Origin of the sequence: Phaeobacter sp. LSS9, assembly GCF_003443595.1 — a bacterium.
Taxonomy (GTDB): Bacteria; Pseudomonadota; Alphaproteobacteria; order Rhodobacterales; family Rhodobacteraceae; genus Phaeobacter; species Phaeobacter piscinae.
This window is the reverse complement of record NZ_CP031956.1, coordinates 2,804,994-2,818,256: the sequence shown is the minus strand read 5'-3', so window position 1 is coordinate 2,818,256 and position 13,263 is coordinate 2,804,994. Positions and strand designations below refer to the sequence as shown.

The window sequence follows — 13,263 nt, the reverse complement described above, 5'->3', positions numbered from 1 at the left end:
AAATATCAGGCTCTAACCGTGGCATTTCCCCATCTTGTTCCGCCGCGCGCATCATGGTTCTAATGCCGCAAAGCGCGCAGAAACGGGGAGTGCCAGATGACGGTGATGATTGCAGGCGCAGGGATCGCCGGGCTGACACTTGGCCTCACCCTGCACGAATTGGGCGTGCCCTTTCACATCTATGAGGCCACAGAAACGCTGAAGCCGATGGGCGTCGGCATCAATCTGCAACCCAATGCGGTGCGCGAACTCTTTGATCTGGGGCTTGAGGCCGAGCTCTCCGCCATTGGTGTGCGCACCCGGCGCCTTGGATTTTACTCCAAGCTGGGCAAGACCATTTGGGAGGAGCCGCGCGGCGAGGCCGCAGGCTACAGCTGGCCGCAGTTTTCCGTCCATCGCGGCGCGTTGCAAATGATGCTTTACCACGCGCTGCTGGCGCGCGCAGGCAGCAGCGTCATCACAACAGGTGCGCGCGCCACCGGCTACGACACCTCGGATCAGGGCGCCTGCCTGCATCTGGAGAATGGCCGCTCGGCCCGTGGTGATCTGCTGATCGCCGCCGATGGGATCCATTCCGCCATCCGCGCTCAGATGTACCCGGATGAGGGCGCGCCGATCTGGAATGGCCGCATCCTCTGGCGCGCCACCACCTTTGCCCCCGCCTTTCACGGCGGCGCGGCCATGGCGATGATCGGCCATGACCAACTGCGCCTTGTCGCCTATCCCATCAGCGCGCCAGACGATAGAGGCACCGCCACCATCAACTGGATTGCGGAAAAACAGTTCGACCCATCCGCGCGCTGGAACCGCGAAAGCTGGAATCGCGCCGCCGACATCCGTGATTTTCTGCCAGATTTTTCCAATTGGCAGTTCGACTGGATCGATGTTCCTGCGCTGATCAACGGGGCTGAGATCGTCTACGAATACCCTATGGTGGATCGCGACCCGCTGCCCCGCTGGCAGGATGGGCCGGTCAGCCTGATGGGGGACGCCGCCCACCCAACCTATCCGGTGGGTTCCAACGGTGCCAGCCAAGCCATCGTTGATGCCCGGCTCATTGGCGCGCAGATGCTGGCCCATGGCGTCACACCTCAGGCCCTGAGCACCTATGAGGCAGCGGTCCGCCCGGTGACAACCGCCGTCGCCTTGGCCAATCGCGCAGGCGGCGGCCCCGACGGCGTGCTGCAACAGGTCGAAACCCTCTGCGGGGGTGATTTCAGCGATATAGGCGAGGTAATCCCTCAGGCGGAGCTGGCCGCCCATGCCGCAAAATACAAATCCATCGCCGGCTTCTCGATTGAGGAGCTGAACGCCCGCCCGCGCACCATACCCGCAGGCACCCGTCTTACCTAAGACGACTGACGCGCGTCTCAGCAACGAAAACGCCGCGCATGGCGCGGCGCCACACCCAACTGTGCAGGCCCAGTCCCCGACTGTGGCGGAGCAGGCGGGAGGCCCCGCCTGCGCAGTCCCTCAGACCCCGATCACAGCCTCAACCGCGCGCTTCCAACGCGCATAGGCAGCGCTGCGGCGATCCTCATCCATCTCAGGGGTGAACTGCTGATCCAGCGCCCAGGTCGCGGCAAAGCCCGCCTGATCCGGGTAGACCCCCGCCCGCATCCCCGCCAGCCAGGCTGCACCCAGCGCGGTGGTTTCCTGCATCACCGGACGATCCACCGCCGCGCCTAACAGGTCCGCAAGGCTCTGCATGGTCCAGTTGCTGGCGCTCATGCCGCCATCCACCCGCAGGGTCACCAGACTGTCACCGTCCCAATCCGCCCGCATCGCTTCCCACAGGTCGCGGGTCTGATAGGCCACGCTTTGCAGTGCAGCCCGGGCAAATTCCGCCGGTCCTGAGTTGCGGGTCAGACCAAACATGCCGCCCCGACAATCCGGTTTCCAATACGGCGCGCCCAGCCCGGTAAAGGCCGGCACAAGAATGACGTCCTGACCCGGATCGGCATTGCGCGCCAGGGCACCGCTTTCCTGCGCTGAGCCGATAATGCCAAGCCCATCGCGCAGCCATTGCACCGCCGCACCCGCAATGAAGATCGAGCCCTCCAGCGCATAGGTCGGCGCGCCCTCCAGCTGATAGGCGATGGTGGTCAGCATCCGGTTTTGCGACACAACCGGCGTATCGCCGGTGTTCAGCAGCGCAAAACAGCCCGTGCCATAGGTCGATTTCATCATCCCCGGCTGGAAACAGGCCTGTCCGATGGTGGCCGCCTGCTGGTCGCCAGCCACCCCCAGAATGGCAATCTCGCCGCCCAGAAACTCAGCCTTGGTAGTGCCGAAATCGGCGGCGCAGTCCTTCACCTCCGGCAACATGTCGCGCGGCACGCCGAGGAAGCCACAGATCTCGCTGCTCCAACGGCCCTTGCGAATGTCATACATCAGGGTCCGCGCAGCATTGGTGGCATCGGTCACATGGGACGCACCACCCGTAAGGCGCCAGATCAGGAAACTGTCGACAGTGCCGAATAGCAGATCCTCGGCCTCAGCGCGGGCGCGGGCGTCCGGCACGGTGTCCAGAATCCATTTCAACTTGGTGCCCGAGAAATAGGGATCCAGCAGCAACCCGGTTTTCTGGCGCACGCTGTCCTCATGTCCTGCCGCCCGCAGCTCTTCGCAGATCGGGCTGGTGCGACGGTCCTGCCAGACAATGGCGTTGTGGATCGGTTTGCCGCTGTGACGATCCCAGACCACCGTGGTTTCACGCTGATTGGTGATGCCGATCCCGGCAATCTCCGCCGCCGTAACGCCCTGCTCTGCCATCACCTTGCGGCAGACATCCAGCGTTGTGGACCACAGATCCTCCGGGTCATGCTCCACCCAGCCCGCCTGCGGAAAATGCTGGGCGAACTCCTGCTGGGCCGAGCCCTGCGCCTGCATCTTATCATCAAACAGGATCGCTCTGGTCGAGGTTGTGCCCTGATCTATCGCCAGAATATACGTCATCTTGCCCCTCCCCTGGGTCGTTTGGGGCAGAGATTAGACGCAAAAGTGCTATCGCTACCAGCCCCTACTAATCATTTAGTTGGTCAACCGCGATATTGTCGATCAACCTGATGCCATCCAGCCATGCCGCGACCAGCAGGCGGGCCGGACGATCAGGCCGCGACAGTGGCGCCAGCGTTTCGGCGCAGCGCAGGTCCAGATATTCCAGATCGCCAAACCCGGCCGCTGCCAGACGCGCCTTGGCCGCCGGAAGAATGTCGTCAAACACCGCCCCTGCCCGTAACTGATCGGCCAGATCCCGCAGCACCGGATAAAGTTGCCCCGCCTTGCCCAGCGCCTCAGGCGAGAGCCGCAAATTGCGCGACGACATGGCCAGGCCAGAGGTCTCGCGCACGGTGGCGCAGCCCTGCACTTTGATCGGAATGTCCAGATCCCGCGCCATACGGGTAACCACCATCAGCTGCTGATAGTCCTTCTCGCCAAAAAACGCTGCATCCGCACCGCTTTGCAGGAACAGCTTGGCCACCACCGTGGCCACCCCGTCGAAATGACCGGGGCGAAACTCGCCCTCCAGCACATCAGTCAGCCCCGCCACCGACACAGTGGTCGCGTAGCCCTCCGGGTAGATCTGATCGGGATCCGGCACATAGATCGCATCAACACCGTAGGGGGCCAGTTTCTCTGCATCCGCCAGTTCCGTGCGGGGATATTTCGCCAGATCCTCGGCGTTGTTGAACTGCTTGGGGTTCACAAAAATCGTAACGATGACCCGGTCGCAGGCCGCCTTGGCCGCAGCGACCAGCGACAGATGCCCCTCGTGCAGCGCGCCCATGGTGGGCACCAGACCAATACGGGCACCCTCGCGGCGCCAGTCGGAATGCAACGCGCGCAGGTCGCTCAGGCGGCGCAGAATCGGGGCAGTCATGATGGGGTCAGTCCTTTTGCGGGGCCGTGGATGCGGCCGTCTTGGCGGCAGCCGGGGCCTGGTCTGCAAACACATGCTCGGGCGCGGGGAAGCTGCGCGCGCGCACCTCGGCTGCATACTCGGAAATCGCCGCCTCTGCCAAGGGGCCGAGATCGGCATAGCGTTTCACGAACTTCGGCTTGAAGGCGGTGAAGAACCCCAGCATGTCATCCACAACCAAGATCTGGCCATCACAGCCCGCACTGGCCCCAATGCCAATGGTGGGAATGGCGACCTCCGCCGTGATCCGATCCGCCAGCCCCTGCGGCACCTTCTCCAGCACCACGGAAAACGCGCCAGCCTCCGCCACCGCATGGGCATCGGCCAGCACCGCCTCCGCCTGCGCGTCACGGCCCTGCACCTTGTAGCCGCCAAGCGTATTGATCGACTGCGGCGTCAGGCCAATATGCGCCATCACCGGAATGCCACGTTTGACGAGGAAGCGGATGGTTTCTGCCATCTCCACGCCACCCTCCAGCTTCACCGCGCCGGCGCCCGTTTCCGCCATCAGCCGCGCGGCATTGCGAAACGCCTGCGCCGGGCCTTCCTCATAGCTGGCGAACGGCATGTCGATCACCATCATCGCTTGGCTCAACCCGCGCGCCACCGCCTGCCCATGCAGGATCATCATCTCCATGGTGACCCCCAGCGTGGACGTCAGCCCATGCAGCACCATGCCGACGCTGTCGCCGACCAGCACAAAATCGCAATGACCATCCATCACCTGTGCCATCGGTGTGGTATAGGCGGTCAGGCTCACCAGCGGGGTGCCGCCTTTGCGGGCGCGAATATCCTCGGCGTTGGGTGCCATTTTGCGGGCCGTTGCACTCATGATGCTGTCCTCTCCGTTCGCATTGCGCACCGCTAGCAATTTACGCTGCGCGCTTCTAGGGGGCGAAATGTCCCGTCAACCTTGATTACCTGACGGAAAATGCGGAACAGTTTTCCGAAAGGTCACAAAAGACCGCCACCACAGTAGGGAGACACCACCGATGACACGACTGCCATTCCTGTTTGCCGCCAGTTCCGCGCTGGCCATTCTGGCCGGGGCCGCCTCCGCGCGCGACACCGTCACCGTCGCCCTGCAACTGGAGCCGCCGCATCTTGATCCCACCAGCGCCGCCGCCGGTGCCATTGATCAGGTGCTCTACTCCAACGTCTTTGAGGGGCTGACCCGCTTCATGGGCGATGGCGCGGTAGTGCCCGGCCTTGCCGAGAGCTGGGAGATCTCCGAGGATGGCCTGACCTATACCTTCGCCCTGCACGACGGCGTGACCTTCCATGATGGCACCACGATGGACGCGGAGGATGTGAAATTCAGCCTCGACCGCGCTCGTGCCGAAGAGAGCACAAACGCCCAGAAAGCACTGTTTGCCGATATCGCCAGTGTGGATGTCGTTGACCCGCTGACGGTGCGGCTCACCCTGTCACAGCCCAACGGCAACCTTCTGTTCAACCTCGCATGGGGGGACGCCGTCATCGTCGCGCCAGAGAGCATCGACACGATCAAGACTGCCCCCGTCGGCACGGGCGCCTTCACCTTCACCAACTGGGTTCAGGGCGACCGCATCGACCTTGCCCGCAACCCGGATTACTGGGGCGAGGCCCCGGCGCTGAGTGCGGCGACCTTCAAATTCATCTCCGATCCGACCGCCGCCTTTGCCGCGATGATGGCTGAGGATGTGGATGCCTTCTCCGCCTTCCCCGCGCCAGAGAACCTGCCGCAGTTTGAGGCCGACCCACGGTTTCAGGTGCTCATCGGCTCGACCGAGGGGGAGACGATCCTGTCGATTAACAACAAACGGGCACCCTTCGACAACGCCAAGGTCCGCGCCGCTGTGGCCCATGCGATTGACCGTCAGGCGATCATTGATGGCGCGATGTTTGGCTACGGCACGCCGATCGGCAGTCATTTCGCCCCCCACAACCCGGCCTATGTCGACCTGACCGGCACCAGCGCCCATGACCCGGAGAAGGCCCGCGCGCTGCTGGCTGAGGCGGGCTTTCCCGATGGTTTCACCACCACGCTGCATTTGCCGCCGCCGTCATACGCCCGTCGGGGGGGAGAGATCATCGCTGCGCAACTGGCTGAGGTCGGCATCACCGCCGAGATCATCAATGTGGAATGGGCCCAGTGGTTGGAAACCGTGTTCCGAGGCAAGAATTTTGGCCTCTCTATCGTCAGCCATACCGAACCGATGGATATCGGCATCTACGCCCGGCCCGATTACTACTTCCAGTATGACAACGCCGCCTTTCAGGATCTGATGGCAGATCTGACCGGCACCACAGATCCCGACGCCCGCACCAAGATGCTGCAACAGGCGCAGGAGATCATCGCGCAGGACTATGTGAACGGCTTCCTGTTCCAGCTCGCCGCACTCAGCGTGGCCAAGGCGGATTTGCAAGGGCTCTGGGCCAATGCCCCGACACAGGCCACTGACCTGACCGGAGTCAGCTGGGCAAAATAGGCTAAAATTCCCTGTATTAGAGCCGAAACAACAGCGCCCCGGACCGGGCGCTGTTGTCTCTTGCCGGTCTTTAGCCAAGCCCACGACGCCGACGCAGCTGCGCCACCGACGCGCGGATCTGATCGCGCACGGGGCCGGGGCGCGGTGTATCCCGCAAGGTTGTGAACCAATGCTCTGGCGGGTTGCGCCCCAGACGATGCCCCTTGAACTCCAGCCCGCGCAGGACTTGCTCTGCCGCTGGTGGCAGACGATCGGGGATCTCATACCCGATCAGGGTCGCCCACACCCCGGTCCACAGCCGCCCGACCGACCAGGGGTTATAGCCGCCGCCGCCCAGCACCAGATAGCGCGGCGCAAGTGGTCGCAGCGCCGCAACAACCGACCAATGGGCCGTGTTGGACAGGTCCAGATGCGCCAACGGATCCTCGGTAACCGCATCCGCCCCGCATTGCAGGACCACCGCATCCGGCGCGAAATCCGCCACCGCAGGCAGGATCAGCTCCTCACGGATATAGGCCATCTCACTGTCATTGAACCCGCGCGGCACCGGCAGGTTCAGCGCACTGCCGCCCGCATCATCGGCCAGCTGCCCCGTCTTGGGCCAGAGGTTCTCCTCATGGGTTGAGATCATCAGCACATCCGGATCGCCGGCAAAGCCGTGCTCGACCCCATCCCCATGATGGGCATCGATATCGACATAGGCAATCCGCTGCGCGCCGTGATGGCGCAGCGACAGCATCGCCAGCACCGGATCATTGAGATAACAAAACCCGTTGGCCCGATCCGGCATCCCGTGGTGCGTGCCCCCCGCCGGATTGTAGATCACGCCCCCTTGCGCCAACCGCTCCCCCGCGAGGATCGATCCACCCGCCGCCGTGGCGGGCCTGCGATAGTTCTCCGGGAACACCGGATTGGAAATCGTTCCGATATGGTGGCGCGCCTTCACCTCATCACTCACCGCCTGCGCCCGCTCCGCCGCCTGAAGCGCGGCGATATACTCCGCGCTGTGCCAGCGTTCCAGCGCCGCCGGTTTCGCCCGCGGTGAGGTCTGATACTGCGCCGACGGCAACCAGCCCAGCGCCCGCGTCAGATCCATCACCGTTGATACGCGCGGCACCCGCAACGGATGCATCCGCCCATAGCTGGACCCGCGATAGATCTCAGAGCCGATAAAAACCGGCGCCTCCAGCGGGCCGGAGGGCGGGACCGCATCAGCGGTGGCAGACAGAGCGGAAGCAACAGGAAATTGTGTCATGCGCCCAGAAATAGCGCGGAACTTTGCTGCGCCAAACCCCGCAGATCGAACGGCAGCAACAGCCGCGCGATAGCCGCACATCTTCGCCTTTTACGATCATGCTAGGGCCCTGTGAAATAAATGTTTTTGCCGTTTTCTCCAAGTCGGAGCCTGCCCGCTCTGGACCCGCGCCCAGCGCCCCCCTAACCTGCCGCCAATGGGACGCTACCTCGCCAAACGCCTGCTGTCGCTGATCGTCAGCCTTGTGATTGCCTCTTGGGTGATCTTTTTCGTGATTGAGATCGCGCCGGGGGATCCGGCGTCCTTCATGCTGGGCATCAACGCGCAACCCGACACCATTGCCGCCCTGCGCAGTGAGTTGGGATTGGATGAGGGGAAATTCGCCCGCTATATCAGCTGGTTCACCGGTATGTTGCAGGGCGATTTCGGCACCTCCTACACCTATCGCACGCCGGTTGCGCAGATGATCGCCGACCGGCTCTGGGTGTCGCTGCCGCTTGCGCTGTATGCGCTGACGCTGTCAACGCTGATTGCCCTGCCCGCTGGCATCTATGCCGCCGCCCGCCGGGGCAGGTCAGGCGATATCGCGGTGATGGGCGCAACCCAGCTGGGCGTCGCGGTGCCGAATTTCTGGTTTGCGATGATGCTGGTTCTGGTCTTTGCCATCAATCTGCGCTGGTTCAGCGCCGGTGGCTTTGTCGGCTGGGAGGCCGGGCCGTTTGCCGCGCTGCACTCCCTCACCCTGCCCGCCATCGCGCTTGCCCTGCCACAGGCGGCCATTCTGGCCCGCGTCATGCGCTCGGCTCTCCTCGATATTCTGGGCGAGGATTTTATCCGCACCGCCCGCGCCAAAGGTCTGAGCCAGCGGCAGGCGCTCTGGCGGCACGGGCTGCGCAATGCGCTGATCCCGGTGCTGACCATCATCGGGTTGCAGTTTTCCTTCCTCCTCGCTGGCGCAATCATCATTGAGCAGGTGTTTTACCTGCCCGGTCTGGGGCGGCTGGTGTTTCAGGCCATTTCCGCCCGTGATCTGATCGTGGTGGAAAGCGTCGTAATGCTCTTGGTTTTTGCCGTCATCATGGTGAATTTCCTGGTCGATCTGACCTATGCACTGGTCGATCCCAGACTGCGGGGGCGCGGATGACAAACCACATGGCTCACATATGCCCGGCACAGCCGGGCAGCGCCCGACCCTCCCCCCGGGAGGGCGCTTTGCACCCACCCAGGGTCGGACGCAAGCCACTCCGCGACACGCGAGGTCCCCGATGACCCGTAGCCTCATCCTTGGCGGAATCCTCTCCGCGCTGGTGCTGCTGGCCGCACTGCTGTCCTTCATCTGGACACCTTACGACCACACTGCCATGAACATCCCCGCCAAGCTGCAGGCGCCAAACGCGGAACACTGGCTGGGGACCGACCACTTTGGCCGCGATATCCTGTCGATGATCATGGTCGGCGCGCGCACCTCGATTGCGGTGGCGCTGGTCGCCGTGGGAATCGGCATGGGGCTTGGCGTGCCCTTGGGCCTAGCCGCCGCGGCCAAACGTGGCTCCTGGCTGGACGAAGGCATCATGCGGGCCAATGATCTGGTCTTTGCCTTCCCGTCGCTGGTGATCGCCATCCTGATCACCGCGATCCTTGGCGCCGGTGCGATCAATGCAATCATCGCCATCGGCATTTTCAACATCCCAGTCTTTGCCCGCGTCACCCGTGGCGCGGCGCTGTCGCTTTGGCAGCGGGAGTTCATTCTGGCCGCCCGTGTCGCTGGCAAGGGGTCGGCGCGGATTTCAGCCGAACATATCCTGCCCAATGTCGCCAACCTGCTGATCGTCCAAGGCACCATCCAGTTCTCGCTCGGCATCCTGGCCGAAGCCGGCCTCAGCTACGTCGGCCTTGGCGCGCAGCCACCGGTGCCCAGCTGGGGGCGGATGCTGGCCGATGCGCAGACCATGGTCAGCCTCGCCCCGCATATGGCGCTGGTGCCGGGCTGTGCGATCATCCTCACCGTTCTGGGGTTGAACCTGATGGGCGACGGGTTGCGTGACTGGCTTGATCCCAAATTGCAGGACGGCCGCGCATGACCCTCCTTGATGTCACCAACCTGTCGCTCTCCATCGGGGCCTTTCCGATCCTGCGGGAGGTCTCCCTGTCGGTGGACACTGGCGAGATCCTGGCCATCACCGGCGAAAGCGGATCGGGCAAATCCCTGACCGCGCTCACCATTCTGCGCCTCCTGCCCACTTGCACGCGCCTGTCGGGACATCTCAGCCTTGAGGGGCAGGATCTGTTGGCACTGAGCGAAGAGCAGATGTGCGATCTGCGCGGGCGCAAAATCGGCATGGTGTTTCAGGAACCGATGAGCGCGCTCAATCCGGTGCAGAGCATTGGCGATCAGGTGATGGAAACCCTCCTCCTGCACAGCAGCGCGACCAAAGCCGATGCCGAAGCCGAGGCGCGCAACCTGCTGGACCGGGTTGGCCTGCCGGCGGAGCGCTTCCCGCTCAGCCGGTATCCGCATGAGCTGTCTGGCGGGCAGCGCCAGCGGGTGGTCATCGCCATGGCCATTGCCATGCGCCCCGCCCTGCTGATCGCGGATGAGCCGACAACCGCGCTGGATGTGACGACGCAGGCGCAGATCCTCGATCTGCTGCGCGATCTGGTGCGGGACTACGGCATGGGGATGATCATCATCACCCATGATCTGGCAGTTGTCGCCGATATGGCCGATCGCATCATCGTCATGCGCAAGGGTGAGGTGGTGGAGACCGGCACCACGGCGCAGCTCCTCGCCAATCGCCGCCATCCCTATACCCAGAAACTCTTTGCTGCATCGAACCATCAGGCCAACCTGCCCGCGGCCACGGCAGCGGATCCGCACAGCACGCCGCTGCTGGAGGTCCGCGAGGCGGTGCGCGACTATCCCCTGCCGCGCAGCGGCCTGTTTGCACCCGCCGAACAAATGCGCGCGGTGGACCACGTCAGCTTCACTCTGCACCGAGGGGAGCGGCTGGGGCTGGTTGGGGAATCCGGTTGCGGCAAATCCACCCTGACCCGCGCCATTCTGGGGCTGGAACCGCTGCAACGGGGCGAGATCCTGCTGGATGGCTCCCCCCTGTCGGGCAAGGGGCTGACGGCAGAGCAGCGGCGCAAAATGCAGGTGGTGTTCCAAGATCCCTTTGGCAGCTTCAACCCCCGCCACCGGGTGGCACGGCTGATCACCGAACCCTTCCATGGCGTCCCTGACGCCCCCACTGGGCAGGAGCGGGACAATCGTGTAGCCGAAGCGCTAAGCGCGGTTGGCCTCAGCCCCGATGATGCGGGGCGCTATATCCATCAGTTCTCCGGCGGTCAGCGCCAGCGCATTGCCATTGCCCGCGCGCTCATCACCCGGCCTGATCTGATCCTGTTTGATGAGGCGGTCTCGGCACTGGATGTCTCCGTGCGCGCGCAGATCCTTGATCTGCTGGCCGACCTGTGCCGCACCTATGGGCTCAGCTATCTGTTCATCAGCCACGATCTGCATGTGGTGCGCAGCATGACCGACCGCTGTCTGGTCATGCAAAAGGGTCAGATCGTGGAACAGGGCAAGACAGAGGATCTGTTCGCCAACCCGCAACACTCCTATACGCAATCCCTGATCGCCGCGGCCCCGGTGCTGCCTGATCTGGAAACGGGGGCAGCATGAGCTTTCGACTGACCTTGATCCTGCCCCGCGAACGGGCGCGGCTTGCGGCGGCGCTGACGCGGTATTACTCAGAGATTGCCCCCGATCTGCGGATCGACCCAAGCGAACGTGCTGGCCAGATGCTGCACCGCAAGGATGTCACCGCGTTCTGGATCCGTCGGGAGGAGGATCGCATCGGCTTTGCCATCGTGCTGAACCTGCCCGATGACCGCCGTGAGCTATCGGAGTTTGCGATTGATCCGGCCTATCGCAGGCAGGGGCACGGCCATGCGGCGGCCAGCCTGATCTTTGCCGAATTTCCCGGCTACTGGCGCATGGGCATCTCTGCCGGATCCCCCAATGCGGTGGCGTTCTGGGGCACCTGCCTGAGTGCGATCAAAGGGGTTGAACAATTGCGCGATGGTGCCCCCTTCACCGACCATCAGGTGAAGAGCTACAGTTTTTACATTGCAGGAGACCAGAATGACTGATGCAGCACCGCTTTGGTTTGATCCCGCACTCTGCCTGATTGGTGGCCGCTGGGAAGCGCCTGCCGGGGGCGACACCCTGCCGCTGACAAACCCGTCGGATGGCAGCCCCCTCTGCCAGATCGCGCGCGGTGATGCGCGCGACATTGATGCTGCTGTTGCCGCAGCCCGCGTCGCCTTGGAGGGGGATTGGGGAGAGATGACCGCAACCGAACGGGGGCGGTTGCTGGCCCGGATGGGTGCGATGGTGCTGGACCGTGTCGAGACCCTCGCCCAGCTGGAGGCGATGGACGTCGGCAAGCCGCTGACACAGGCGCGCGCCGATGCGGTGGCGCTGGCGCGGTATCTGGAATTCTACGGTGGTGCGGCGGATAAACTGCATGGCGAAACCATCCCCTATCAGTCCGGCTACACCGTCTACACCCTACGTGAACCGCATGGGGTGACGGGGCATATCGTGCCCTGGAACTATCCAATGCAGATCATTGGCCGCTCTGTCGGGGCGGCACTGGCCATGGGAAATGCCTGCGTCCTGAAACCCGCTGAGGAAGCCTGCCTGACCGCACTCGCCTTTGCCCAGATCGCGGTGGAGGCCGGGTTGCCCGCAGGTGCGCTGAACGTGGTGCCCGGCATAGGTGCCGAGGCCGGCGCGGCGCTGGCGGGGCATCCGGGTGTTGATCATATTTCCTTCACCGGGTCGGTCAGCACCGGCGCGCTGGTGCAGCAGGCGGCAGGGGCCAATGTGGTGCCGGTCACATTGGAGCTGGGCGGGAAGTCCCCGCAGCTGGTGTTTGACGATGCAGATCTGGATGCTGCCCTGCCCTTCCTTGTGAATGCAGGGATCCAGAACGCAGGCCAGACCTGTTCTGCCGCCTCGCGTATTCTGGTGCAGCGCGGTGTTTATGATCAGCTGCGCGCCGCGATGGCCGAGGCCTATAGCCAGCTGACCGTCGGCCCGGCCCTGTCTGACCTGCGTCTGGGACCGCTGATTTCAGCCCGCCAGAAAGAGATCGTTGAAGGCTATCTGGCCAAAGGTGCGGATCTGACCATTGCGGCCCAGGGCGTGCTGAGCGAGGAGGCCAGCGACAGCGGCGCCTATGTGCACCCCACATTGTTTGCCGATGTCGCGGCAGATCATCCGCTGGCGCAGGAGGAGATTTTTGGCCCGGTGCAGGTGCTGATCCCGTTTGAGGATGAGGCCGAGGCGGTCAGGATTGCCAACAGCACCGATTATGGTCTGGTTGCAGGCCTCTGGACCCGCGATGGTGCGCGGCAGATGCGGCTGGCCAAACGCCTGCGCGCGGGTCAGGTGTTCCTCAACAACTATGGTGCCGGGGGCGGGGTTGAGCTGCCTTTTGGCGGGGTTGGCAAATCCGGCCATGGGCGCGAGAAGGGCTTTGAGGCGCTGTATGGGTTTTCGCAGCTGAAAACCGTCGCGGCGTATCACGGTTAGACTGACGATC

The 13,263-nt window shown here is 63.8% G+C and carries 11 protein-coding genes; 7 read left to right on the top strand and 4 right to left on the bottom strand.

The window, feature by feature from the left end; translation table 11 throughout:
* Positions 1-96 precede the first annotated feature (96 nt).
* Complete coding sequence (locus D1820_RS13510) at positions 97-1,353, top strand: flavin-dependent oxidoreductase (protein ID WP_118069413.1); 1,257 nt, start codon at positions 97-99, stop codon at positions 1,351-1,353.
* Between the two features lie 120 nt (positions 1,354-1,473).
* Here D1820_RS13510 and glpK read toward each other — a convergent pair whose 3' ends face one another.
* The 3 genes from glpK to panB form a co-directional block, all read right to left on the bottom strand.
* On the bottom strand, positions 1,474-2,958 hold the full coding sequence (gene glpK, locus D1820_RS13505; RefSeq protein WP_118069412.1) for a glycerol kinase GlpK: 1,485 nt from the start codon (positions 2,956-2,958) through the stop codon (positions 1,474-1,476).
* 67 nt (positions 2,959-3,025) lie between these two features.
* Complete coding sequence (panC, locus tag D1820_RS13500; protein ID WP_118069411.1) at positions 3,026-3,883, bottom strand: pantoate--beta-alanine ligase; 858 nt, start codon at positions 3,881-3,883, stop codon at positions 3,026-3,028.
* 7 nt (positions 3,884-3,890) lie between these two features.
* Complete coding sequence (gene panB, locus D1820_RS13495; protein ID WP_040171706.1) at positions 3,891-4,754, bottom strand: 3-methyl-2-oxobutanoate hydroxymethyltransferase; 864 nt, start codon at positions 4,752-4,754, stop codon at positions 3,891-3,893.
* A gap of 160 nt (positions 4,755-4,914) precedes the next feature.
* On the opposite strand from panB, the gene D1820_RS13490 reads away from it, so the two are divergent.
* Entirely contained in the window at positions 4,915-6,393 is a 1,479-nt protein-coding gene (locus D1820_RS13490) for an ABC transporter substrate-binding protein (protein WP_118069410.1), read from the top strand.
* A 70-nt stretch (positions 6,394-6,463) separates the two neighbouring features.
* Here D1820_RS13490 and D1820_RS13485 read toward each other — a convergent pair whose 3' ends face one another.
* Positions 6,464-7,648, bottom strand: a complete 1,185-nt coding sequence (locus D1820_RS13485) for an acetoin utilization protein AcuC (RefSeq protein ID WP_118070212.1) — start codon at positions 7,646-7,648, stop codon at positions 6,464-6,466.
* A 196-nt stretch (positions 7,649-7,844) separates the two neighbouring features.
* Here D1820_RS13485 and D1820_RS13480 point away from each other — a divergent pair, with 196 nt between their 5' ends.
* The 5 genes from D1820_RS13480 (at position 7,845) to D1820_RS13460 (ending at position 13,253) form a co-directional block, all read left to right on the top strand.
* Positions 7,845-8,792 (top strand): ABC transporter permease, encoded by a 948-nt coding sequence (locus D1820_RS13480; RefSeq protein ID WP_040171710.1) that lies wholly within the window; start codon positions 7,845-7,847, stop codon positions 8,790-8,792.
* Positions 8,793-8,913: 121 nt separating this feature from the next.
* The gene (locus D1820_RS13475) at positions 8,914-9,729 is read left to right on the top strand and encodes an ABC transporter permease (RefSeq protein WP_118069409.1); all 816 of its coding nucleotides are present in this window, start codon (positions 8,914-8,916) and stop codon (positions 9,727-9,729) included.
* A complete protein-coding gene (locus D1820_RS13470) occupies positions 9,726-11,333 on the top strand; it encodes an ABC transporter ATP-binding protein (RefSeq protein WP_118069408.1) in 1,608 nt (535 codons plus the stop codon). The genes D1820_RS13475 and D1820_RS13470 overlap by 4 nt, the downstream gene beginning before the upstream one ends.
* On the top strand, positions 11,330-11,803 hold the full coding sequence (locus D1820_RS13465; RefSeq protein WP_118069407.1) for a GNAT family N-acetyltransferase: 474 nt from the start codon (positions 11,330-11,332) through the stop codon (positions 11,801-11,803). Before D1820_RS13470 ends, D1820_RS13465 begins: the two co-directional genes overlap by 4 nt.
* Entirely contained in the window at positions 11,796-13,253 is a 1,458-nt protein-coding gene (locus D1820_RS13460) for an aldehyde dehydrogenase family protein (protein WP_118069406.1), read from the top strand. The genes D1820_RS13465 and D1820_RS13460 overlap by 8 nt, the downstream gene beginning before the upstream one ends.
* The last annotated feature ends 10 nt before the right edge of the window (positions 13,254-13,263 follow it).